Source organism: Reichenbachiella sp. (genome assembly GCF_039944555.1).
GTDB lineage: Bacteria > Bacteroidota > Bacteroidia > Cytophagales > Cyclobacteriaceae > Reichenbachiella.
In genome coordinates this window covers 213,428-236,056 of sequence record NZ_JBDUYN010000001.1, presented here as the reverse complement: position 1 = coordinate 236,056, position 22,629 = coordinate 213,428, and the positions used below count along the sequence as shown (strand labels likewise).

22 protein-coding genes and 1 other RNA gene are annotated in these 22,629 nt (G+C 40.5%); 12 read left to right on the top strand and 11 right to left on the bottom strand.

Features of this window, described 5'->3' with window-relative positions; genetic code table 11:
* Positions 1 to 40: 40 nt before the first annotated feature.
* The 5 genes from ffs (at position 41) to ABJD64_RS00930 (ending at position 2,589) form a co-directional block, all read left to right on the top strand.
* Positions 41 to 138, top strand: an RNA gene (gene ffs, locus ABJD64_RS00950) — signal recognition particle sRNA small type.
* Between the two features lie 136 nt (positions 139 to 274).
* Positions 275 to 931: a fructose-6-phosphate aldolase gene (gene fsa, locus ABJD64_RS00945; RefSeq protein WP_348182171.1), complete on the top strand. Its 657-nt coding sequence runs from the start codon at positions 275 to 277 to the stop codon at positions 929 to 931.
* A 36-nt stretch (positions 932 to 967) separates the two neighbouring features.
* Positions 968 to 1,171 (top strand): fructose-6-phosphate aldolase, encoded by a 204-nt coding sequence (locus ABJD64_RS00940; protein WP_348182170.1) that lies wholly within the window; start codon positions 968 to 970, stop codon positions 1,169 to 1,171.
* 5 nt (positions 1,172 to 1,176) lie between these two features.
* The gene (locus ABJD64_RS00935; protein ID WP_348182169.1) at positions 1,177 to 1,887 is read left to right on the top strand and encodes an ATP-binding cassette domain-containing protein; all 711 of its coding nucleotides are present in this window, start codon (positions 1,177 to 1,179) and stop codon (positions 1,885 to 1,887) included.
* Between the two features lie 177 nt (positions 1,888 to 2,064).
* Complete coding sequence (locus ABJD64_RS00930) at positions 2,065 to 2,589, top strand: hypothetical protein (RefSeq protein ID WP_348182168.1); 525 nt, start codon at positions 2,065 to 2,067, stop codon at positions 2,587 to 2,589.
* A gap of 13 nt (positions 2,590 to 2,602) precedes the next feature.
* Here ABJD64_RS00930 and ABJD64_RS00925 read toward each other — a convergent pair whose 3' ends face one another.
* The 3 genes from ABJD64_RS00925 to ABJD64_RS00915 all read right to left on the bottom strand — a co-directional run bounded on the left by ABJD64_RS00925 (position 2,603) and on the right by ABJD64_RS00915 (position 7,264).
* Complete coding sequence (locus ABJD64_RS00925; protein WP_348182167.1) at positions 2,603 to 5,461, bottom strand: glycosyl hydrolase; 2,859 nt, start codon at positions 5,459 to 5,461, stop codon at positions 2,603 to 2,605.
* A 98-nt stretch (positions 5,462 to 5,559) separates the two neighbouring features.
* Entirely contained in the window at positions 5,560 to 6,618 is a 1,059-nt protein-coding gene (locus ABJD64_RS00920) for a branched-chain amino acid aminotransferase (protein ID WP_348182166.1), read from the bottom strand.
* A gap of 103 nt (positions 6,619 to 6,721) precedes the next feature.
* The gene (locus ABJD64_RS00915; protein WP_348182165.1) at positions 6,722 to 7,264 is read right to left on the bottom strand and encodes a cob(I)yrinic acid a,c-diamide adenosyltransferase; all 543 of its coding nucleotides are present in this window, start codon (positions 7,262 to 7,264) and stop codon (positions 6,722 to 6,724) included.
* 103 nt (positions 7,265 to 7,367) lie between these two features.
* Between ABJD64_RS00915 and ABJD64_RS00910 the strand changes: the two genes are divergently transcribed.
* A complete protein-coding gene (locus ABJD64_RS00910; RefSeq protein WP_348182164.1) occupies positions 7,368 to 9,062 on the top strand; it encodes an amidohydrolase in 1,695 nt (564 codons plus the stop codon).
* 35 nt (positions 9,063 to 9,097) lie between these two features.
* Positions 9,098 to 9,436, top strand: a complete 339-nt coding sequence (locus ABJD64_RS00905; protein WP_348182163.1) for a hypothetical protein — start codon at positions 9,098 to 9,100, stop codon at positions 9,434 to 9,436.
* Between the two features lie 84 nt (positions 9,437 to 9,520).
* Here the strand turns inward: ABJD64_RS00905 and ABJD64_RS00900 are convergent, their stop codons facing one another.
* Positions 9,521 to 11,368, bottom strand: coding sequence for a glycoside hydrolase family 13 protein (locus ABJD64_RS00900; RefSeq protein ID WP_348182162.1), 1,848 nt, complete (start codon positions 11,366 to 11,368; stop codon positions 9,521 to 9,523).
* Between the two features lie 237 nt (positions 11,369 to 11,605).
* Between ABJD64_RS00900 and ABJD64_RS00895 the strand changes: the two genes are divergently transcribed.
* The gene (locus ABJD64_RS00895) at positions 11,606 to 12,418 is read left to right on the top strand and encodes a LytTR family DNA-binding domain-containing protein (protein ID WP_348182161.1); all 813 of its coding nucleotides are present in this window, start codon (positions 11,606 to 11,608) and stop codon (positions 12,416 to 12,418) included.
* A 188-nt stretch (positions 12,419 to 12,606) separates the two neighbouring features.
* On the opposite strand, the gene ABJD64_RS00890 is transcribed toward ABJD64_RS00895, so the two are convergent.
* The 4 genes from ABJD64_RS00890 to ABJD64_RS00875 are packed head-to-tail and all read right to left on the bottom strand — an operon-like array spanning position 12,607 to position 16,031.
* A complete protein-coding gene (locus ABJD64_RS00890; RefSeq protein ID WP_348182160.1) occupies positions 12,607 to 13,863 on the bottom strand; it encodes a metallophosphoesterase in 1,257 nt (418 codons plus the stop codon).
* A 30-nt stretch (positions 13,864 to 13,893) separates the two neighbouring features.
* Positions 13,894 to 14,952, bottom strand: a complete 1,059-nt coding sequence (locus ABJD64_RS00885) for a hypothetical protein (protein WP_348182159.1) — start codon at positions 14,950 to 14,952, stop codon at positions 13,894 to 13,896.
* On the bottom strand, positions 14,933 to 15,487 hold the full coding sequence (locus ABJD64_RS00880) for a hypothetical protein (protein WP_348182158.1): 555 nt from the start codon (positions 15,485 to 15,487) through the stop codon (positions 14,933 to 14,935). Before ABJD64_RS00880 ends, ABJD64_RS00885 begins: the two co-directional genes overlap by 20 nt.
* Positions 15,477 to 16,031 carry an RNA polymerase sigma factor gene (locus tag ABJD64_RS00875; protein ID WP_348182157.1) on the bottom strand — a complete coding sequence of 185 codons (555 nt, stop codon included), beginning with the start codon at positions 16,029 to 16,031 and terminating at the stop codon, positions 15,477 to 15,479. The genes ABJD64_RS00880 and ABJD64_RS00875 overlap by 11 nt, the downstream gene beginning before the upstream one ends.
* Before the next feature lie 150 nt (positions 16,032 to 16,181).
* Here ABJD64_RS00875 and ABJD64_RS00870 point away from each other — a divergent pair, with 150 nt between their 5' ends.
* On the top strand, positions 16,182 to 17,702 hold the full coding sequence (locus ABJD64_RS00870) for an FMN-binding glutamate synthase family protein (protein WP_348182156.1): 1,521 nt from the start codon (positions 16,182 to 16,184) through the stop codon (positions 17,700 to 17,702).
* Between the two features lie 299 nt (positions 17,703 to 18,001).
* On the opposite strand, the gene ABJD64_RS00865 is transcribed toward ABJD64_RS00870, so the two are convergent.
* Complete coding sequence (locus ABJD64_RS00865) at positions 18,002 to 19,222, bottom strand: molybdopterin molybdotransferase MoeA (RefSeq protein ID WP_348182155.1); 1,221 nt, start codon at positions 19,220 to 19,222, stop codon at positions 18,002 to 18,004.
* 171 nt (positions 19,223 to 19,393) lie between these two features.
* On the opposite strand from ABJD64_RS00865, the gene moaC reads away from it, so the two are divergent.
* Positions 19,394 to 19,876 (top strand): cyclic pyranopterin monophosphate synthase MoaC, encoded by a 483-nt coding sequence (moaC, locus tag ABJD64_RS00860; RefSeq protein WP_348182154.1) that lies wholly within the window; start codon positions 19,394 to 19,396, stop codon positions 19,874 to 19,876.
* Positions 19,869 to 21,011, top strand: coding sequence for an NTP transferase domain-containing protein (locus ABJD64_RS00855; RefSeq protein WP_348182153.1), 1,143 nt, complete (start codon positions 19,869 to 19,871; stop codon positions 21,009 to 21,011). The genes moaC and ABJD64_RS00855 overlap by 8 nt, the downstream gene beginning before the upstream one ends.
* On the opposite strand, the gene ABJD64_RS00850 is transcribed toward ABJD64_RS00855, so the two are convergent.
* Positions 21,008 to 21,418: a molybdenum cofactor biosynthesis protein MoaE gene (locus ABJD64_RS00850; protein WP_348182152.1), complete on the bottom strand. Its 411-nt coding sequence runs from the start codon at positions 21,416 to 21,418 to the stop codon at positions 21,008 to 21,010. The two genes, ABJD64_RS00855 and ABJD64_RS00850, sit on opposite strands and share 4 nt — an antisense overlap.
* A gap of 29 nt (positions 21,419 to 21,447) precedes the next feature.
* Positions 21,448 to 21,699 carry a MoaD/ThiS family protein gene (locus tag ABJD64_RS00845; protein WP_348182151.1) on the bottom strand — a complete coding sequence of 84 codons (252 nt, stop codon included), beginning with the start codon at positions 21,697 to 21,699 and terminating at the stop codon, positions 21,448 to 21,450.
* A 76-nt stretch (positions 21,700 to 21,775) separates the two neighbouring features.
* Here ABJD64_RS00845 and fdhD point away from each other — a divergent pair, with 76 nt between their 5' ends.
* Positions 21,776 to 22,621, top strand: a complete 846-nt coding sequence (gene fdhD, locus ABJD64_RS00840; protein WP_348182150.1) for a formate dehydrogenase accessory sulfurtransferase FdhD — start codon at positions 21,776 to 21,778, stop codon at positions 22,619 to 22,621.
* Positions 22,622 to 22,629 lie beyond the last annotated feature (8 nt).

Genomic DNA, 22,629 nt, shown 5'->3' with positions numbered 1-22,629 from the left:
AGGAAGTCTGGCTTTCGGTAAAAATCGTTCTAATTTTGTACCGGCAAATCGATACGACCAGCTCCTATCGAACTCCCCCAGGTCTGGAAAGAAGCAAGGGTAGGTAGTCGTAGCGGTGCGATAGAGATTTGCCATTTTTCTTTTCTCCTCTTTCCAATGATTTAATGAGCTAATGATTCCTTGAGTTATTAATTGCTTGATTCATTAATTCCTTGACACATTTCTTATATTTTTGCGGCTCTAGCAATTTCATTCACACACAAAAAAAGAAAATATGAAGTTTTTCATCGACACGGCCAATCTTGACGAGATTCAGGAAGCTTATGACTTAGGCGTATTGGACGGAGTGACTACCAACCCATCATTGATGGCCAAAGAAGGCATCACCGGTCAGGACAATATTTTAGCTCATTACAAAAAGATCTGTGATATAGTAGATAACAATGTAAGTGCTGAAGTAATTGCTACCGACTATGAAAACATGATGAAAGAGGCACACGTACTTGCCAAAATCGATGATAAAATCGTGGTAAAAGTGCCTATGATCAAAGATGGTATTAAGACCATCAAAGCTTTGAGTAGTGAAGGTATTCGAACCAACTGTACTTTGATCTTCAATGCCGGACAAGCTTTATTGGCTGCTAAGGCCGGTGCTTCTTATGTCTCACCATTTATTGGAAGGTTAGATGATATTTCAGTAGATGGATTGCAATTGATCGAGCAGATCGTGCATATCTATAGCAACTATCCTGAATTAGAGACTGAAGTATTAGCGGCCTCAGTAAGACATAATATGCACTTGATTCACTGTGCGGAAATTGGCGCCGATGTAGCGACTTGTCCATTGAAAGTAATCACTGGTTTACTAAAACATCCATTGACCGACAGCGGTTTAGCACAGTTTTTAGCAGATCATCAGAAGGGAAATTAAACCCTAAGTATCTCATCATCTCGTAGCCATAATCTTATGCACATCATTAAGGTAAAAGGAAAGGCCAAAATACCCGACTATATCCAGTTACGGGATGATGATTTCGTGTTAATTGCCTATTTTCGAGCTGATCGCCCGCTTAAAAAACTTGATAAATATGGCCTGGAGGGCAAGGAAGAAGAGCTTAGATCTATCATCGAAGCACTTCCTTTCGGTAAAATTCAACCTTTAAACATATAAGTACAATGGAATTTAGCTCGGACCCTGTAGTAGAAGTAAACGATGCAACCATCTATCAGGAATCTCAGGCTGTGCTTAATTCTATTAGCTTCAAAATTCAGAAAGGTGAATTTGTTTACCTTGTTGGCAGAACGGGAAGTGGAAAATCATCTCTTCTTAAAACTCTGTACTCGGATTTAGCACTTCGAGAAGGCACCGCAGATGTGGCTGGATTTAACATCAAGGATGTCAAATCGAAAGATGTTCCTTATCTAAGAAGAAAGATAGGCATCATCTTTCAAGACTTTCAACTTTTCCCTGATCGCACAGTAACAGAAAATCTTGTTTTTGTCATGAAGGCCACCGGCTGGAAGGATAAATCCAAAATGAAAACACGCCTGGCTGAGGTTCTCATGAGAGTAGGACTTGGCGCTGCGGCAGATAAGCAACCACATCAACTTTCCGGTGGAGAACAACAACGTGTGGTGATTGCCCGAGCCCTAATCAATGAACCGGTTATCCTGATTGCGGATGAACCTACAGGCAATCTGGATCCGGAAGTTTCAGATGGCATATTCAACCTCTTCCTTGAGATTAACCGAAGTGGTACGGCCGTACTCATGGCTACCCACAATCATCATTTCATTAATGACTACCCCCAACGCATTCTTAAGTGTGAAGATGGTAAACTCCTTGATTCAGAAAAAGAAGAGTTTGAGCTGAGTGGTCATTATTGATTACTTAGCAACAGGCATTTTTAACATCAGACCGGTAATTACTTAATTTCCGGACATTTACAATTCATATTTACGTTCCGTAAGATGTGATTTCTTATGGCATTATATTTGATTTTGGTGATTCCTAACAAATTTCTATTCACCATGCTCTCCAAAACAAACATTATCCTTTGCTTAATGTCAGTTATTACATTTTCAGGTTGTATCACATCCGAAAATTACTTTAAAACAGAAATTGTTGCAAAATCTGATGTTACATGTAAATCACGTGCTGAAAAGATGTACCTCTTCTTCGAAGGAGAAAAGGCAGAATTTAATTATGAGGTAATCGGTTTGGTCAAAGTCACCGGCAGGAAAAACTCAAATGGAGATGAGGTTTTGGATCATCTTAAATATGAAGCATGGACCAATTGCGCCAACGCCATCATCAATATAACTTCGGAAACAGTCACCAAACCATACATAAATACTGAATTGACACTTACAGATTCGTATAGCGTTTCTGCCTTTTCGGGACTGGCAATTCTTGTTAGTGAAGACGCAATATTCCGACAGGAATACCAAAATAAGGCCGTGGAAATAGATTTCATTCAACAAGTTGAAAGTCAGCTAAAATCTGACAAATCAAAACACCAAACTGGAGAATCAGTAGGTATTCTTCTACTTATCGGTGCAATAGTATTGTTGGCAATTACAATATGATTTAAGGAGATATCTAGTCATCGGTAATCTGAAGTTTGCCCATGACTTTCTTACCCATCTGTTCTAGTTCGATTTGATACTCACCACTTTCCAAATAAACCTTTCCGTTCCTAGCCGGAGGAGTACCATCTTCGGCCTCATCTCCAGATCGTGAAAGGTCATAGGAGTAGAAATTGAGTCCCGAAGAAATATCTAAATTCGTACTGAACATCGTCCGATCTTCGTACATCACTTTCAGCTTTCCCTTTCCTGGCGTCTGACTGTAGAAGATGATATTGCATGATGGTTCTTCAAAACCACTCCATCGACCACCGTCCTTATACCCACCCCAATTCTTATTATGTCCGACTTTATCAATTGATAAGAATTTAAGTGTTTCCTTTCTTTCCAATGCGGTCAGGTTTTGAATGGCCGTAATGTCACCGATATAAACCGAGCGACCATGTGTGGCTACAATCAGTTCGTTCTCTCTAGGATGAACAGCCAGATCATGAACAGCTGCATTGGGCAACCCTCCGCCTAGTGGCATAAATGTATTCCCTCGATCTGTTGACGTATAAGCGCAATGGTCAGTACCCAGGTAGAGTACATCTTCCTTGACAGGGTCTTCTACAATAACATTAACTGATTCTTTAGGAAGATTTAACCCTAATTGACGCCAGATTTTACCATAGTTTTCTGAAACATAAATCAGCGCATCAAATTGGTCCCAGCGATAGCCATTGAGCGTCAGATAAACTCTACCTTCTTTGTGTTTTGATGGTACAATACTACTCACCCAAAAATTCTTAGTCAGATTCGGATCAATGATCGTCCATGTTTGGCCACCATCTTGCGATACCTGTACGACCCCATCATCTGTACCAATATATATCAAATCTGCATTGGAGGGAGATTCGGCGATTACAGTCAATGTACCATAACTCACATTTCCTTTCTTACCGCCTTTGGTTAAATCCTTGGAAGGCTTGCCAAAATCATCTCCTCTGTTGTTAGACCTATGAAACCTGTTCGATCCCATGTAGACTACGTCTTGATTGTGTTTGGACAAGAGGATTGGTGCTTCCCAGTTCCATCGAAATGGCTTTCCACCGAGATCATGCATAGGCGTAATCTTCGTTTCTTCACCAGTCGATTTGTCTATTCTATAATAGTGTCCAAACTGATAACCGGTGTAGACCGTATTGTTATCTCTTGTATCGATCTCTGTCTGCATGCCATCTCCCCATAGCAATAATTGCCAAGGGTACTTACCACTTATCTGCCATCCCGTGGAATATTCGTATTGGCTAGAACCCCACCAGACCCCATTATCCTGCAACCCGCCGTAGATATTGTAGGGTTCGTCCATGTCATAGTTGATATCATAAAACTGACCTACCGCATTCGGATTACTTTTTAACCAGTTTTTGCCATCGTCATGAGAGATATTCACTCCTCCATCATTGCCATTGATCAAATGACCCGAACCATTCGGATCGACCCAAAGCGCCTGATGATCTCCATGTTGATTATTTCCTTCTATATTTTTCCAGGTTTTTCCCCCGTCTTCTGATTTGATAATGGGTACACCTAAGGCATAGACATGCTCTGAGTTTTTGGCTGAGACCCGTACCTCTCCAAAATAATAGCCGTAAGAATAGTACATATTATCAATGTAATCCGAATGTGTTTTTCGCCAAGTAGCCCCAGCATCATCGGATCGATAAAGTTCTGCACCAATTACCGGCGTATTGAAAAGTTGGGCATTCGCGTCCTCGAAGTAATTTGCTACTTCCGACGGCCTCGCCTCGCTCGTTTGCACAAGCCGTTTCACTTCTTTTAAATCGTACCGTTCAGGGAAACCATTCTCTTTGAGATAATTGCTTAGTAATGAATCATCGAGTGCCAAGAAGGTTGCTTTATCCATAGTTTTGATTTGATCCCTTGTTAGTCCGTATTCAAACATTTTTTCCTCCTCAGGTCGGCGGTCTTGATTGTCCAGGAGAGCGTAGATTATTTTAGGGTTCTGAGGATAAATGGCCAAACCAATCCTGCCCGTGCCCTTCGTATCCGGAAAGCCTGAGTTTCCTCCTGATATTTCTGTCCAATGCTGGCCGCCATCTGAAGATTTATAGATCCCACTGCCCAATCCCGATCCATCAAAATTCCAAGCCTTACGATCTCGCTGCCACATTGCCGCATATAGGTTGTTCGCATTTACCGGATCAACGACCAGGTCAATAGCACCGCTCTTGCTATCTACAAACAGCGTTTTTGTCCAGGTTTGTCCTCCATTGTTGGATTTATATACACCTCGTTCGTTATTGTCTGAATACAAATGTCCAACAGCCGCCACCCATAGGATTCTATCATTGGTGGGATGTAATACGATCCGTCCTATATGTTGGGTATCGGCCAGTCCAAGATGGGTCCATGTTCTACCATTATTGCTCGATTTGAAAACCCCCGCTCCTGAATAACTTGATCTGCTCGAATTATTTTCTCCTGTTCCCACATAGATAACTTTGGTTTTCCAATTGACAGCTATATCACCGATGGACATGACCATCTGATCATCGAAGAGTGGTTCATATGACAGCCCTCCATTCTTGGTCTCCCAAAGTCCACCAGAAGCATAGGCTACATAGAAGTGAGTATAGTCTTTTGGATCTACAGCTAAATCAGCCACACGACCACTCATAATGGTGGGGCCAACATTTCTGAAAGGAATATCTTTGATCAAAGAGGCTTTCAATATTTCCTGTTTCAGTGTTTTATTGAGCATTCTCTCCTCAGCGGTGGTCGCTTCAGGTGCCTGAAATTTAGTTTGTGAAAAACACGGCAGAGATGATAAAGAAAATAAGATAAGAAGTGCTGTAAATCTAATCATGTCGAAACCGGTTACTTATTTTTAATTGAAATGAGAAATTTAGGCATAAAAAAAGTCCCGATCAATCGGGACTTTGCATTTCGTATCGATAGAGGAAGCTATACCTTATAAACCCATCCATGCGTATCTTCGATCTCTCCAAGTTTGATTTTATCCAGTGTGTCGAAAAGTTTGTCAGCTAGTGGCTTTGCTTCTGGTAGCACGTAATCCGTACCGTTATATCCAATTTTATGAATTTTTGCAATTGTTGCAGCTGTACCAGCACCGAACGCTTCTTTTACTTCTCCTTTTTTTAGAGCCTCCTCAAGCTCTTTTACACTCAGTCGTTTTTCTTCAACCTTCATACCCCAATCTTTGGCGAGCGTAAGTACACTGTCCCTGGTAATACCATCCAGAATAGAGTCTCCAGTTGGGGCAGTAATCAGAGTGTCATTGATATAAAACATCAAGTTCATTGTGCCTGCCTCTTCAATAAATTCATGATTCTGACCATCGGTCCATATGAGCTGATGATATCCTTCTTTCTGCGCCTGCAGGGCAGGATATAGCGATGCTGCATAATTACCAGCGGTTTTCGCATAGCCTACTCCACCAGCCACGGCCCTTGTATATTTGGTTTCAATTTTCACATTCACGGGTTCAGAATAGTAAGCACCTACCGGAGCGGTAAAAATCAAAAATTTATAGGTTTCAGATGGCCTGATTCCAACATACGGATCGTCAGCAAATACGACAGGTCTGATATACAATGAGGTATTGGGTTCATTTGGTACCCAAGCACTATCCAATTTCAACAACTCTGTTAATGCGGACATGAAAAATTCTTCAGATATTGGAGGTATACACATCCGTTCTGCACTAATGATCATTCTTCTGGCATTGGCCTCAGGTCTGAAAACCAAAATCTCCCCCTCCTGGTTTTTATAGGCCTTCAAACCTTCAAATACGGATTGACCATAGTGTAAAGTGGCATTGGCCGGGCTAATAGCTAAATCTCCATAAGGCTCAATTCTCAAGTTTTTCCACTCACCATCTGCATAGTCAGCTACAAACATGTGATCTGAATACACCTTACCAAACGGGATATTACTAAAATCCACTTCACTGATTCTAGACCTTTCGGTCTTTTTTATTTCAAACTCTGCCGTCTCAATCATTATCAACTCTTTTATTTTGGGTAGTATTATATGTACAAATCTAATTAAAATAGGTGTTTAAAACTGCTTCAATGTCCTATTTGAAAAGGATTTTAGCAACTTTTTAAGGTTTCCATGGAACCTCGGTTGCTTCCAGTTTTAAAGTCATCCATCTACACAACACAAACAGGTAATCAGATAACCTATTTAAGTACTTGGTTATGTTGTCATTGACAGGTTCGTTTTCGGCCAATGCAATTACTAATCGCTCTGCCCTCCGACAAACACATCTTGCGATATGACCAGTCGAAACGGACACGTGCCCTCCCGGTAATACAAAATTCCTCATTTCTGGCAATTCTGTATCCATTCTATCTATAGCCAACTCAATTTGTTCGATCTGATCTTGCGTAATATCGGGAATAACAACCTTTGACTTATTCGGATCAGATGCCAGATGTGATCCAATTACAAACAATGTATTCTGGATAATAATTAGTTCGTCAGCAATTGTTTCATTTACTGGCTGATCACGCACCATACCAACATGACTATTAAGTTCATCTAGGGTGCCATAGGATTCAATTCTCAAATGAGCCTTTGATACTCTTGTTCCTCCTAATAGCCCTGTGGTCCCCTTGTCTCCTGTTTTCGTATATACCTTCATACCTGAGAATTACCGTTGCCAAATATTTTTTTGATAATTAGCTACAAAAATGGTAAACTTAATGTTCTAACCGGTTTGAATAGTTACATTTTTAAGCAGCAAAATGCGCTCTACGTTTTATTTCTTAGCCTTTTTGGCTATTTGTCTTGAGTTATCATGCATTGACAGACATCCAAAGGCAGATTTGGTTTTATTCAACGGGAATATCTATACACTAAATGAAACGCAACCAAAAGCAGAAGCACTGGCAGTTGCTGATGGTAAGATCGTATATGTTGGGAACAATGTAAATGCCAATCAGTGGGTGGCAGACACCACCTCGATTATAGACCTGGAAGGAAAAACCCTTACCCCAGGGTTCATTGAGGGCCACGGCCATTTAATGGGAATTGGTGAGAATCTCTTGAATTTAGATTTGTTGGAAACCAGGAGCTTCAACGAAATTGTAGAACTGGTAAAAGCTAAGGTTGACAGCGCCAAAGATGGAGAATGGATACTTGGAAGAGGGTGGCATCAGGACAAGTGGTTTGTTCTTCCAGAGAATATGATTGACGGCTTTCCTACCCATCATAAACTATCTGAAATATCACCGAATAACCCCGTGGTGTTGTCGCATGCAAGTGGTCATGCAGTATTGGCGAATGCCAAGGCCCTCGAACTCGCAGGGATTACAAGGGATACACCAAACCCCGAAGGAGGAACTATTTTTAAAGATTTAGGTGGTAATCCAACTGGAATTCTAAACGAAACAGCTGAGCTCCTGCTGGAAGGAGTGATTCCGGAAGATACTGACGAACGAAGGATTCAGATACTTAATATGGCTATAGAAGAGTGCCTGAAGAATGGCATCACCAGTTTTCATGATGCCGGAGCAAAACAAAATACTATTGACCTTTATGAGTCTTTCTTAAACAACAGATTATTGAAAATCCGACTTTATGTAATGCTAGACGGTATGGAAGAAGACTTGTTGAAAAATTGGTTTGCAACTGGACCGAAAATCGGACTGGGAGATGATTTCTTAACCATTCGTTCGATTAAGCTATATGCTGACGGTGCACTTGGTTCTCGGGGGGCATTACTTTTGGAGGACTACTCTGATGCTCCTGGTGTCCAAGGTCTGCGCATTACACCTGCAGATCAAATTATGAGAGTGGCTGAACAAGGAACAAAGAATGGATTCCAGATCGCGACGCACTGCATTGGAGACCGAGCGAACCATGAAGTGCTGGACATGTATGAGATTATTCTCAAATCAGACACAACCATGACCAATCCTAGATTTAGGATAGAGCATGCACAACATATTGCCGGTAATGATATCGCTAGGTTTGGTCAACTAGGAATAATACCTTCCATGCAAGCCATACACATGAGTTCTGATCGACCATGGGCTATTGATAGGTTAGGAGAAACCCGAATTGTAGAAGGAGCCTACATGTGGCAAGAACTTATATCCACAGGTGCCAATGTAATGAATGGAACGGATGCCCCAGTAGAACCTTTAACTCCCCTGGCAAGTTTTTATGCGTCAGTGACGAGACAGACATTAGCTGGCAAACCTGAATCAGGCTATGAACCCGATCAAAGAATGACAAGAGAGCAAGCATTGAGAGCTTATACTATTAACAATGCATACGGAGCTTTCGAAGAGGACATAAAAGGTACCATAGAAATTGGTAAGGTTGCTGACTTCACCGTTTTGTCAAAGGATATAATGAAAATAGCGGCTCAGGAAATTCTAAACACAGAGATAGAATACACTATTGTGGATGGCGAGGTGCTTTTTGAGAAATAACTGAACTTAATTAACTACATCGTTGTTCACAATGTATGAAACCTGCAATTCTAATTACCACGTTTACATTGCTCTTGGTTTCATGCCAGGAGCAAGAACCTTTCACACCGAATTCAAGCGATCCGCAAATGGAAGTCTTCGCCCAAATCCATAATTCCAACCCTGATTCTTATGTGATTTATAGAAAGCTGAGTTCTGACGGAAGATTCACCAGAGAAACAGTACTGAACTTCGGTGAAACAAAGGAATTGATTGGATTTACTTCATCAAGTAGTTACTTCGTAAGAGCTTCCAGGGAGGGCAACTCTGCTGATGACTTTGACTTCGAGTGGGAAATTCAACCCAACGAGAGCAACATTTACATTTCATTTTAACCAAAAAAGAGGCCTGGGCCTCTTCAATTGTTAAGCTTATTTAGCCATCATAGACCCAACTTCTTTTTTTAGATCTACATCACTCTATTTCTTTAGTTTTAAAATCAGCGCGGTGTTCGCCTCCATATCGATATGATCAAGTGTTTCATGATATCTTCCGGTAATAATATCAGTGGCCGAAGTATACCCTAACAATTCTTCTTGAAATCGAGCCAGGCCATATCTATTTAATGATTCATGGCTATTGTTAATAACTACCATTGTTTTTTCATTGTCTGCATATCGGAAATACACATATACATTATTTAATGGTTGAAAATGAATCAGCTTGCCAAAGTGAATCTCTTTTGCATCCTTGCGCCATGCGAGAATCGCATTTATGTATTCATACAGTTCGTTTTCTTCTGATGTCCTTTCTTCTTTTGAAAACGCATTGCGGTCATCAGATTTCCATCCACCGGGAAAATCTTTCCGCAGATTCCCGTCAGGTTTATCTCCGGCAATTAAAATTTCATCACCGTAGTATAATTGTGGAATACCTCTTGTTGTCAATGTAAAGGCCATACTCAATTTTACTTTAGCCAAATTTTCTCCTAGTAAAGTATATAAACGAGGGACATCATGATTTCCATTGAATACTTTATTGTTTGAGGCATCTCCGTATACAAAATCCTCGGCCAGTGTCTCATATAGTTTATAGGTATTGCCTTCCGTACCAAATGCGGACAACATAGCATAATAGAGCGGATAGTCACAAACGCTGTTGATATGTGGCTCATAACCATCTTTGTTAGCGTTTTTTCTATTCCAGTAGGATAATGAAGATGCTTTACTCTCCCAGGTTTCTGCAACTATATAGAAATCGGGATATTCTGTTGTAATTCGGTTTACCCAATCGGACATCACATACTTATCAGGGTAAGGGTAGGTATCCATTCTTATGCCATCTAATTTTGCAAATTCTATCCACCAAATAGAGTTTTGGATCAAGTAAGTGGCTAAGAATTTATTCGACAGGTTTAAATCTGGTAGATTAATATCAAACCAGCCTTTGGTAAACAAATCATAATCCGCCCGTGAGGCATGAGGATCCGAAGCGGCAATATTGGTAAAGCTACTTCGTGTAAAAGAATCCCATTGATTGAGCCAGTCAGCTGCCGGTAAGTCATTCATCCACCAATGTCCTGCACCACAATGGTTGAACACCTGGTCCATGATAATTTTCAGTCCCTTTTTGTGGCACGACTCGGCTAGGTTTTTAAAATCATTATTTGACCCATATCTGGAATCCGTCTTATAAAAATCCGAAATTCCATAGCCATGATACGAGTATTTGGGTTGATCATTTTCCAAAAATGGATTTAGCCAAAGTGTGGTTACTCCTAGTCTTTCTATGTAGTCAAGGTGGTCGGCTATACCTTTTATATCTCCGCCGTGTCTTCCATCCAGGTCGGAGCGATTTGCAGATTCTAAAGTATCATCGGTGCTATCATTCACTGAGTCGCCATTAGCGAAGCGATCAGGTGTAATCAGATATAGAACATCCGACCCGTCTACAGTCTGACCATTCGCAGGCCTATCAGATTTAATGTTCAAATGATATTTGTAAGTCAGTATTTGTTTGTTTCGTTTACTAAAATTGAGATCAAAGGAACCTGGCTTGGTATCAGGGGAAATCTCAAGGTCCACAAATAAATAGTTTGCACTTTCTAAAGTTGTAACACTCTTTATTTCAACTCCATAATAATCTATACTCGGCTTTGTGAGGCTTATGTTTTTGCCATAAACCAATAATTGAAGTGAAGAGTCCTCCATACCAACCCACCAATTTGGAGGCTCCACCTTATTTAATTCAATGGATTGTCCTTGGACAGCTAACGCCAAAGAATTAAGGAGACAACCAATGAGAAATACTTTGCTTCTTGTAATCATACCAATCAGATTTAAAAATTAAACATGATGCTAGATGCCATGAAAGCTATCAATTAACAACTCATTTATATAGTCGCCCTTTTTTCTATTCAGATGACATGCAATCACCAAACAGGCCATTTGAGCACGCCATCCCTGAATCAGTCATTTTTCATATATGAAATCGTGTTATTTATACCAGATTGCGGGTTGTTCGTAATAATTTGTTTTAATATTTACTCATTTTTAAAAACATTTGTGTCTGTACCAAAATCGAATTACACACTGAAAGCCAAAGTTCTTAATAGAATCGCAAAACACTTCATTTATTGGATTGCTCTGATTGTGTTTTTTGGAGTGGTTTGGGGAACGTCAGACGATAACTATTATCGCAATTTTGCAATACAACTATACAGTTTGCCCTCTCGATTAATTCTGGTTTATGCTACTCTATATGTGCTTATTCCTCATTTCTTTTTAAAGAAGCGATTTATATCCTTTACCATATTCTACTTTTTATTGCTCACAATTGTAAGTCTAGCCATTCAGAGACCAGTAATGTTGTATCATGTGCAGCCCACTTATTTACCGGACTGGAATGTTTCAAATTTCTTTACCGTTACCGAGCTCATGAACACCATCCTGGATGTGAATCTGGCTGCTGTGATTCCTCTAGGCGCATCATTTTATAGAATCTGGCTTTCATCGAATTCACAAGATCAAAAACTAGAAAAAGGAACTGCTGAAAGTAGTGAAGAAGAGAAGTTCATCTACCTCAAGGTAGAAAAGAGACTAGAAAAGATTTTTTTTAAAGACATCGTCTACATAGAAAGTCTCAAAAATTATATAAAAGTAAAAACGACTGAAAAGGAAATAGTAGCTTACAAAAGCTTGACAGCCATGCAAAATTCTTTACCTGAAAGCAAATTTTTAAGAGTGCATAGATCTTTTATAATATGCCTTGATTTCGTGGATTCATTTTCTCCAAATCAAATCACATTGCGCGATGAAAATATTCCGATTGGAAGATCCTACAAGAAAAAGGTCAAAAAAATGTTAGGGTACTTTTGATCAACAAAGTAAGACAAAAAAAGAGGCCGAAGCCTCTTTATGAATACTTGCTTAATATCCCTTCTTTGTGTCTATCAACTAAAACCGAAGAGGCATTTCCGTTACTAATGATCAATACTCAACTTAATTGCTTAGCAGTACTCAACAAAATAACAGTTGGTACATTGAATGCCCTTACAAATATTCTGTCAGGCTTTTTTAAGCTCCAAAATAGTAATCTCAGGTAATATCCCTACTCTGCCAGGATAACCCAAAAACCCAAATCCTCTATTCACATACAAATGCTGATTGCCTACTGAGTAAAGATCAGCCCATTGCTTATAAAGGTACTGGGAGGGGCTCCATCTGAAATTACCAATCTCAACACCAAACTGAAATCCATGAGTGTGGCCTGAAAGTGTTAGGTCAATATCCTTATGTTCTGGGCGAATTTGCGCATCCCAGTGACTTGGGTCATGGGACAGCAATATCTTAGTATCGGCCTCAACATTCTCGGACGCCTTATTCAAATCGCCATATTTCGTAAAGCCTCTGGCTCCCCAGTTTTCTACACCCATAATGGCCAGGCGCTCACCATCAACCTCTACATAGCGATGTTCGTTCAACAAAATATCCCAACCCATATCGCGATGGGATTTTACTAGTTGCTCCAAATTCCTTTTTTTCTCATCTTTAGATCGCCATGCTTTATAATAACCGTAGTCATGGTTTCCAAGTACGGAAAATTTACCGGCCGTGGCGTTTACTTTAGAGAAAATATCAAGGTATTCGCTTACCTCCTTCGATTCATTATTTACCAAATCACCAGTGAATAGAAATAGATCTGGTTTTTCCGCATTGAGCATGTCCACTCCACCACTTACTGCAGTCTTATTATAAAAACTGCCGCTATGTATGTCAGAAAGCTGGCCGATCCGGATGCCGTCAAACGCAGCTGGTAAATTTTTCAATGCGATTGTACGGTGTCTTACACGATAATCATATGCTCCCGATAAAATTCCATAGCTCATGGCAGCAACAGGAACTGCTCCAGCGATTAGGGCTGATTTCGACAAAAATTCTGAACGTGAAATTCCGTTTTCGGAGGTGGAGTTAGGAGTTCCATTTTGAAATAACCCCTGATAGGCATATTTACCAAATCTTAGAATATCATCAGCAAAAACAAAAAGACCAGCAGTCATTTTGGCTAGAATGTTCATGAAAACTGCGGTAGCCAGAAAGGTACGCAGATTGGCATACTTAGCAGTATCCACACTACCAAATGCTAGTACAGCAAAGAGAGATAGCACGGTAAGAGACCAATAGAGAATATAAATAACCAACTTTCCTGTTGGAGTAAAATTACCCACCACTACTTTGACTGCCTGAAAGACATAGTAGTCCAGAAAAGAATAGATGATTAATACAACGATAAAAAAACTCAATCTATGCATAAGAATCCTCATACGCAGATTGAGTCTTTGAGTTATACTTTCTTATCGGAAACGAATATCTCCGTAGCTGGTATCTATTCGAATATAGCCTCCCTTGCCAGAACCCATCTTCCCTTTATATCGAGCTTTAAAGTCTTCCTTTATTTTGTAATCGAAGTCAAGCGGCAATCCCGAATAGCTAAAATCGCTAAAGCTGAGTTCCGTATCGAAAGTAAAGTTTGAGCCCTCTTCAAAGGATATTCTGAAGTCGCCAAACTTACCGTCAATGATTATTTCGCTGAACCCTTTTGCTACTTCGTCTATAGTAAAGCCTCCACTGTAGGAAGTTTCCATATCCATTTCAACCTCCAGTCTGGCAATGGAAAATTCTGAGTACCCCACATAACCCTTGATGCCCTGAACCACACCTATCTCAACATCACCATACTTGCTTGTAAGGTCTAAGGTGCCTGCCCTTTCGATTTCAACATCCGAAAAACCTTGCTCAAATCTGGCCATGCCGATTTCTTCAAACTCAACGTCTGAATATTTGATTTCGATTTCTCCTTTCTTCATCGATCGAATGGAGCCGTCGCTGAAAGATATCTTAATGTCGGATTCACCTGACAGGTTTTCAAAGCGTAAGTCTCCATATGAAATATTGATCTCATTGTCTCCATCCAAATCCCCAAGATAGTTTCCTCCAAAACTATTCCTAAGTTTAAGGGGGTTTGATTTTGGCATATTTACCTTATAGTTTATTTCAAACTCTTCCTTGTCTCTGTTTTTCAAATTGCCAAGTCTAGTCTCAAAAGAAATCTCGGAGGACGATTCTTCGATGTCTATTCGGATTCGGTCCAGAAGGTCCTGTGCCCGACTTTCATTGTGCATCCTGGCAATAATCTCAATATCCACCGTAATTGTATTCTTGTCCCAGGTATTGATATGTACCCGTCCAAAAGTATTATTAATATCAAGTTTCACGTCTGAATCCACTTGATAGGTCTTTGAAATTTTCTTGTTTTTTTCAAAATCCAAACCCTTGTCCCTGGCCTCAGTGTTGCCAGCTAGCAACCCAACCAGGGCTACTAATAATATCAGACTATACGCTAATTTTTTCATTTTCCTCTTGTTTACTTATCCGTTCTAAAATCCTCAATTGTTTGTTTAGAATTTCGACTCTCAATTGCAGATTTTGAATCATGGCATTAATCAGCCTTTCATCATTCTGATTTCTTTTTAGGTCATTTTTGAGATTGGCATACATCTCGTCCAATTGCTCCATGTCTTCGAGCAGCTCAATGTCTACAAATCCTTTCTTGTCAATCACACTTTTTATTTCTCCTCTTTTTTGTGCAATGAGCTGAGTATAGTAGCTCTCAACTTCAGTTAATTCTGCAGATGGACTCTTAACCGTTGACAAACCAGATGCTTCAGCCACTTGCTGGACTTCAGTACCCGTAGTCCGCTCTATTGCCAGAGCAACAGATAAACACAAAAACACAACTGCCGCCACTTTCCATATCCAGGTATAATCCTTCTGCTGCATCTCGTGATTCAGTTCATTTTGAATCCTGGTCCAGGTATTTTTTCTCGGCTCCAGGTCATCAAACTCTTGTCGGTGCACTTTGATGAAATCTTCTAAGTTATCTTTCATACTGATATCTCTCTTTTAAAATCTCTCTCAACTTCTTTTTCGCCCGGTTGAACTGGGACTTTGAGGTCGATTCTGTAATTCCTAAAACTTCTCCTATTTCCTTGTGATCGTAGCCTTCGAGCAAGTAGAGCGTCAAGACAGCCCTAAACCCCTCAGGTAGTTCCATTATGGCAGATTTGATGACTGGCAGGCTCAATGATTCTTCTTCTGTTTCGAAGTCATCATCAATCATTCCTCCTGCCTCATCTACATCAACAAAATCCAGTCTTCTTTTTTTGAGCAAGTTGATAGAGGCATTGATCACAATACGTTTCACCCAAGCACCAAAAGTAGATTCACCTCGATATTTGTCTATATTTTTAAAAATATTGACAAATGCCTCCTGGATTACATCCTCAGCTTCGTCACGATCATTCACAATCCTGAAACTCACATTCAGCATGGCTTTAACATACAAGTTGTAAAGCTCAAATTGAGCCGATTGATCGTAGCGTTTAGCTGCCTCAATCAGATGATAATGAATGTCCTTATTTCCTATTTCCAATGATTATCAAAATTCTATACCAAAGACTAAAGATTACTAGCAGGGTTGCATGCACCTTGAAATTAACCGGATTATTTATAATTTTCTCACAATATGTGCATGAGAGGGATAATTTGACTAATTTGAGTCTGTTCATTTTAACCTCAACTTATGAGAAACCAATTCATAGGACTATCCATTGTCACCTGCCTCACGCTTATCGCGCTTTCCTTATATTGGCCATGGGTATGGTGGAGTTTTGTTGTTGTCGGCCCCATTCTTTTTGTTGGAATATCCGACATATTGGACAAAAAACATACACTTAAGAAAAATTTTCCTTTTCTCGGTATGTTTCGATACATCATGGAGGATCTCCGCCCCAAAATTTATCAGTATTTCATTGAATCTGAGACCGACGGAGCCCCGATCAACAGAATGTACCGATCCATAGTTTATCAAAGGGCCAAAGGTGCACTCTCCACTAACCCCTTTGGAACCAAAATCAATGTTTATCATGAAGGTTATGAATGGGCCAATCATTCTGTTCACCCTTTAGATCACCATGATTTGGACCCTCATCCCAGAGTGATGATTGGTGGTTCGGATTGTAAGCAACCCTATAGTTCGAGTATTTTCAATGTTTCGGCCATGAGCTATGGCGCATTAAGTGATCGCGCAATCGAAGCATTAAACGGAGGAGCAAAAAAGGGAGGCTTTGCGCATAATACCGGAGAGGGAAGTATAAGTGGCTACCATATAAAACAAGGTGGCGATCTGATTTGGCAGATAGGTACCGGTTACTTTGGTTGCAGAAATAAAGAGGGTGCCTTCGACGAAGAAATGTTCAGAGAGAAGTCCTCTCAACCCCAGGTCAAGATGATTGAAATCAAGTTGTCACAGGGTGCAAAACCAGGTCATGGCGGGATACTTCCGGCAGTAAAAAACACCAAGGAAATAGCTGCCATCCGTGCGGTCGAACCATACACCCGGGTGGATTCGCCACCCGCACATAGCTCCTTTCATAATCCGGTAGAGCTCATGCATTTCATTAAGAAACTGAGAGACTTGAGTGGTGGAAAACCTGTAGGATTTAAGCTCTGTGTGGGTAACAAGCTGGAATTTACTGATATGTGCATTGCCATGCAAAATACCAACATCACACCGGATTTTATTACGGTGGATGGAGGAGAAGGCGGTACTGGAGCCGCTCCACTGGAGTTTTCTAACAATATCGGTATGCCCTTACGTGATGGTTTGGCTTTTGTCTGTGATTCTCTTAGAGGTTACGGCCTGAAAAAGGAAGTTAAAATCCTGGCTTCGGGTAAAATCCTGACGGGCTTTCATATTTTTCGTGCGTTTGCTCTCGGTGCAGATGCATGCTATAGTGCTCGTGGTATGATGCTGGCGTTAGGTTGTATTCAAGCGCTTGAATGCAACAGCAATCATTGTCCAACCGGAATTGCCACACAGAAACAGCATTTAATCAAAGGCCTGAATGTAGAAGATAAAATTAGTCGTGTAGCCAAATTTCATAATGAGACAGTCAAGAGTTTTGTCGAATTTATGGGAGCTACAGGGGTTGACACTCCGACCAAGGTTAAAAGACATCACGTCTATCGAAGGATAAGCCAGGAGCACATTAAAACCTACGCAGAAATATATCCCAACATAAAAGTTGGTGAATATGCCTAAGCATTGTACATTTGTCATGTATCAGATTCATTTATACAATAATTAATTGAATACTAATACAATAGCAGCACATCTAGCAAGTATATCTTGAAGAAAAATTTATTATACTTTAAACCAATTAGAATTAATAGACTCTAAGTGAGGAAGCGTTGGTTACAGGATAATTATTTGGAAATGAAGAATTTAGTACGGTATAAAAGATTTGTATTCAGTCTGACTTTTTACATCTTTTTTCTTAGCTTATTGGGCTGTAAAGAAGAGCTAATCTCACTTAATCCATTTAAAAGTGTAGACTTGATCTATGCCAAATTGGATATATCAAACGAGTAGTACTCGTAAGGTTTTCCTGGCTCAAAATGATCTTGTTCCGCAGGAAGGAAGAGAAACGCATCACTTCTGGCGAGATTCGCCAAATCTCCTGATCCATTTCCGGTTTCAGGAAACACATCAACCACACCATTCTCTCGCTCTTCGGAGCGAACCTGAAGAAAATATCCTAAGGAAGGTTTGAAAGCAAAACTCTCGCGTAAAGTGGCCTTTCTACAAGTGATTGCTTTCCCTATATTCTTTAACAACCAAGGCACGAAGTAAACCCGAAAGCAAGCATAAGTGGAAATCGGATTACCAGGAAACGCAAAAACCCGAGCTCCGTTCGGCTGGGCACCAAACCAAAAAGGTTTGCCAGGCCGTTGAGCCACATGATGAAACAGCTTTTCGATCCCCAGCTCTTCAAGTACTTCTGGCAAATAATCCGCTTTACCTTTTGACACCCCTCCGCTCAAAAGAACTACATCATATGACTTCAGGATGCCTTCAATTTTAAGCATCAGTGCCTCCTTATCATCCAAAAGATGAAACAGCCTATTTGGCACTTTCAATTGATTCAAAGAAGCTTCGATAGCCAAGGAATTGGATTTTCTAATCTGATGGGGTAATGGGCTATCAGCCACCTCGACCAGCTCATCTCCAGTGGACACAATTGCAACCTTTGGTTTCTTAAGTACCATTACTTCATCATAGCCCACCGTAGCCATAATGGCAACTTCAGCTGCAGTAATTGTCACTCCACCCTCAATGAGTAGCTCATCACTTTTCTGGTCACTTGCCTGACGATGAACGTTTTTCCATCGCTCTGTTGTATCTAAATTGATCCTGACCCACCTTTCCTCTTCCTGTTCAAAGAATTCGAGATCTTCATATCTAATCACCAGATCGCAACCTTTACTTAAAATAGCTCCGGTCATTATCTCGATTGCATTGGTTTTACTTTTCAATGAGGATGCTGGTACTCCGGCAAACTGCGTTTCCTGTATTTTAAATTCTCTTATTCCTGAATTGAAAGCATCGAAACTCAAAGTAATTCCATCCATGGTGACCCTATCGAAAGGTGGAAAGTCGCGATCAGCGTAAACATTCTCTGCCAACACTTCTCCTATCGTCTGACCTAAACCAACTTTGTGTTGGCCCCAATCAACTTGTTGCGATTGAATAATATTTTTGGCCTCTTCTACAGATATCATATCAGATTTTCTAATTTTACATAGAATCCATGAGGTAATCCGCATGGAATGTACACGAACTTATTCGTTAAAAAAGACATATTGCAAGATGGCAATCTGTTGCCCAATCGAATCCGTATAACTCAAGTTTTGTAAATTAAAAACAACTCTTCTCCTAATCGTACTTCAAAGATGAAAAACGACAAATTTTCTCATATAGATTCCGGAAACAATCCTGCCATGGTCAACGTTTCTGACAAGAAGGTCACCTTACGTACGGCCACTGCACGTAGCACCGTTCGGCTGACTGATGAAATCATGTCTGGATTGGAGGGTGGAGAGATTCAATCGAAAAAAGGACCGGTTTTTCAAACTGCGATTATTGCCGGTACGATGGCAGCAAAAAAAACAGGAGAGCTGATTCCTCTTTGTCATCCCATCGGGCTTGACGGCTGTGATTTCTCAATAGAAGTTGACGGACTAAATGTAGTGATAGAATGCACGGCCAAAATATCAGCCAAAACAGGGGTCGAAATGGAAGCACTAACTGGAGCTTCATTGGCCGCTCTGACTATTTACGACATGTGTAAGGCCCTATCACATGAAATTGTGGTTACCGAAACCAGATTGATATCTAAAACAGGTGGTAAAAAAGACTATAAATACAATGGGTAAGAAGCATCAAAAACATGCCAAAATTGCCAGACCTAACTTAGGTAAGTTCGCAAGAAACGAATATGCAATTCTTGGAACACCCTGCGGAGAAATTAAAAATCTGGCACAGCTGATAAGCACGAAACTATCTGATAAATACAAAATAGCATATGTAGATGCGGATCACAAAAGCGCAGATGATGCCTCTAATATGGAGGGCAGTTCATTAAACACTGGTAACAAACTAGAATATATTGATAAGATCGACTTTCACCGTTTTGACGAAATGGGTGATATTAATGAATTTGGTCATAAGAGAAAATTTATCGACCAGGATTTGGTACTCATCAACGGCAATCACTTTGAAGGCAACCAACAGATTCTTGTCATTGACTCCAGGAAATCATTGGAAAAAAAGCTTAGTAAACTGACCAACGTATCGCTGATTCTATTCCACAAAGGTGAAAGCAAGGTTCCTGACTACCTTCGTTCACATTTAACAGACTTTGACGATATTCCTCAATATTCGATTACCGATACTACAGCAGTTGCTTCTTTTATCCAACAAAAATTGGGAAATTCCCTTCCTCCGGTCCATGGGCTTGTACTGGCCGGGGGCCAAAGCACACGTATGAAAAGAGACAAGAGCCAAATCAATTATTTTGGTAAAGGTCAGAAAGAGCATATGTTTGACTTGCTCAACGAGGTAACCGACCAGGCTTACTATTCGGTAAGAGAGGATCAGACAGATGAGTCAAATACGCTTCAAATCCCAGATACTTTTGTAGGACTTGGGCCGTACGGTGCCATTCTCTCTGCTTTCAGATCCAATCCCAACACCGCTTGGCTGGTAACGGCTTGCGACCAGCCATTTCTGACTAAAGAGACTCTGGAATTGCTAAAATCAAGACGAAACCCTTCTAAGGTCGCCACCGCATTCTACAACCCTGAGACAGATTTTCCTGAACCACTTATAACTTTATGGGAACCCAGGGCTTATGCTCATTTATTACATTTTTTAAGCCTGGGCTATTCATGTCCCAGAAAAGTACTGATTAATTCAGATGTTGAGATTGTACATCTGAATGACCCTGTGGTACTTAAAAATGTGAATACACCTGAGGAATATGAGGAAGCACTAAAAATGCTGAGTTAAGGATGTGCGGCCACCCAAACGTCGCCGTCTTCAAAGATTTCTTTTTTCCAGATAGGTACCGTTTTCTTCAGCTCGTCTATGATAAACTTACACGATTCAAAAGCGGCTTGTCTGTGAGCAGTAGATACGGCTATGACCACGGCTTCCTCACCAATTTCTACGACACCGGTCCTATGAGAAATAGCATACTTTAGGATGGGCCATTGACTTTTTGCACGGTCTACTATTTTTTGTAGTTCTTTGATCGCCATGGGCTCATAGGCCTCAAAATCTAACTTCACCACTGCCTTACCCTGGGTCTTGTTTCTCGTAGTGCCAATAAAAACATCTATCCCGCCGGCACCAGAGTCGGACACCGCAGCTATTATCCTGGCAACATCTATTCTATCTTTTGTAATTTCTATCATTGAAGAAATGATTAATGAAAATTGAATAATTAACCTCCACTGACAGGCGGAATGAGCACGAGTTCATCTCCTTCTTTTATTGGGTGGCTATCCGCAACATATTCCTCGTTGATAGCCAGTTGAAGCGAAGACAATTGATCAAAAGCAGGAAACTGTTTCTTCAAAATGGACATGGTTTCCGATGCTGAAATCCCTTCAGCAAGACTCAGCGCCATTTCTTTCCCTCCGATTATATCACGGGCAATGCCATAAGCCACCACTTTAATTCGTATATCACTCATATATTTTCAAAGATATCTATTCAAATCTTACATATTCGAAACCTCTGCTAACTTTATACTTTTAATCCATACGAGAATGAGCACAATAGGTATATCCACTTCAAAAATTTGGAAAGTAAGAGCTCTCGAAGCAAAGTCTTCCGATGACTTGGTGGTTCGAGAAGAGCCCTTGGAGATCAGAATAGGATTTGGTTCTGAAACTAAAAGGGAAGAGTTTTCTTTAGCGGTAACTATGCGGACACCGGGTGCTGACGAAGAATTGGCCAGAGGTTTTTTGCTCTCAGAAGGTATTGTTGGCCATTCCGAAGACATTTTGTCTGCCAAATACTGCATGCAAGCCAAACAACCTGAAAATACACTCAAAGTGGAATTGGTAAATGATCTTCCCTTTGACGCTGAAAAATTTAAAAGAAACTTCTACGCCAGTTCAAGTTGCGGAGTTTGTGGAAAGGCCGTGTTAGAATCCATTTCAGCTCAACTGCCCGAGTATGTCAATCCGGCTGCTCAAGTAAAACAAGAAATAGTACTACAACTCACCGATCAAATTCAGGAGCATCAAAATACTTTTAAATATACAGGAGGGCTTCACGCCGCAGCTCTATTCGATTTAAGCGGAAACCTCTTAATCATACGAGAAGATATTGGTCGCCACAATGCACTAGACAAGCTAATTGGAGTTTGTGGTATGCAACGAATAAACCTTTCAGATAAAATACTCTGGCTAAGTGGGAGACTCGGTTTTGAGATGGTGCAAAAATCCGCAATGGCCGGACTAACAGCCGTGGTCGGCCTAGGTGCTCCCTCCAGTCTCGCTGTTGAACTAGCACAGGAAAATCAAATGACCCTCATTGGGTTCTTAAAAAAAGAATCATTCAATATCTACTCAGGAAAAGAAAATGTAATTTTGAATAGTGGCAACTAAACCAATTG

What these genes read in the sequence shown, in the direction of transcription:
- fsa (WP_348182171.1), top strand. Translation starts at nt 275, where the DNA reads ATGAAGTTTTTCATCGACACGGCCAATCTTGACGAGATTCAGGAAGCT.
- ABJD64_RS00940 (WP_348182170.1), top strand. Translation starts at nt 968, where the DNA reads ATGCACATCATTAAGGTAAAAGGAAAGGCCAAAATACCCGACTATATC.
- ABJD64_RS00935 (WP_348182169.1), top strand. Translation starts at nt 1,177, where the DNA reads ATGGAATTTAGCTCGGACCCTGTAGTAGAAGTAAACGATGCAACCATC.
- ABJD64_RS00930 (WP_348182168.1), top strand. Translation starts at nt 2,065, where the DNA reads ATGTCAGTTATTACATTTTCAGGTTGTATCACATCCGAAAATTACTTT.
- ABJD64_RS00925 (WP_348182167.1), bottom strand. Translation starts at nt 5,461, where the DNA reads ATGATTAGATTTACAGCACTTCTTATCTTATTTTCTTTATCATCTCTG.
- ABJD64_RS00920 (WP_348182166.1), bottom strand. Translation starts at nt 6,618, where the DNA reads ATGATTGAGACGGCAGAGTTTGAAATAAAAAAGACCGAAAGGTCTAGA.
- ABJD64_RS00915 (WP_348182165.1), bottom strand. Translation starts at nt 7,264, where the DNA reads ATGAAGGTATATACGAAAACAGGAGACAAGGGGACCACAGGGCTATTA.
- ABJD64_RS00910 (WP_348182164.1), top strand. Translation starts at nt 7,368, where the DNA reads ATGCGCTCTACGTTTTATTTCTTAGCCTTTTTGGCTATTTGTCTTGAG.
- ABJD64_RS00905 (WP_348182163.1), top strand. Translation starts at nt 9,098, where the DNA reads ATGAAACCTGCAATTCTAATTACCACGTTTACATTGCTCTTGGTTTCA.
- ABJD64_RS00900 (WP_348182162.1), bottom strand. Translation starts at nt 11,368, where the DNA reads ATGATTACAAGAAGCAAAGTATTTCTCATTGGTTGTCTCCTTAATTCT.
- ABJD64_RS00890 (WP_348182160.1), bottom strand. Translation starts at nt 13,863, where the DNA reads ATGAGGATTCTTATGCATAGATTGAGTTTTTTTATCGTTGTATTAATC.
- ABJD64_RS00885 (WP_348182159.1), bottom strand. Translation starts at nt 14,952, where the DNA reads ATGAAAAAATTAGCGTATAGTCTGATATTATTAGTAGCCCTGGTTGGG.
- ABJD64_RS00880 (WP_348182158.1), bottom strand. Translation starts at nt 15,487, where the DNA reads ATGAAAGATAACTTAGAAGATTTCATCAAAGTGCACCGACAAGAGTTT.
- ABJD64_RS00870 (WP_348182156.1), top strand. Translation starts at nt 16,182, where the DNA reads ATGAGAAACCAATTCATAGGACTATCCATTGTCACCTGCCTCACGCTT.
- ABJD64_RS00865 (WP_348182155.1), bottom strand. Translation starts at nt 19,222, where the DNA reads ATGATATCTGTAGAAGAGGCCAAAAATATTATTCAATCGCAACAAGTT.
- moaC (WP_348182154.1), top strand. Translation starts at nt 19,394, where the DNA reads ATGAAAAACGACAAATTTTCTCATATAGATTCCGGAAACAATCCTGCC.
- ABJD64_RS00855 (WP_348182153.1), top strand. Translation starts at nt 19,869, where the DNA reads ATGGGTAAGAAGCATCAAAAACATGCCAAAATTGCCAGACCTAACTTA.
- ABJD64_RS00850 (WP_348182152.1), bottom strand. Translation starts at nt 21,418, where the DNA reads ATGATAGAAATTACAAAAGATAGAATAGATGTTGCCAGGATAATAGCT.
- ABJD64_RS00845 (WP_348182151.1), bottom strand. Translation starts at nt 21,699, where the DNA reads ATGAGTGATATACGAATTAAAGTGGTGGCTTATGGCATTGCCCGTGAT.
- fdhD (WP_348182150.1), top strand. Translation starts at nt 21,776, where the DNA reads ATGAGCACAATAGGTATATCCACTTCAAAAATTTGGAAAGTAAGAGCT.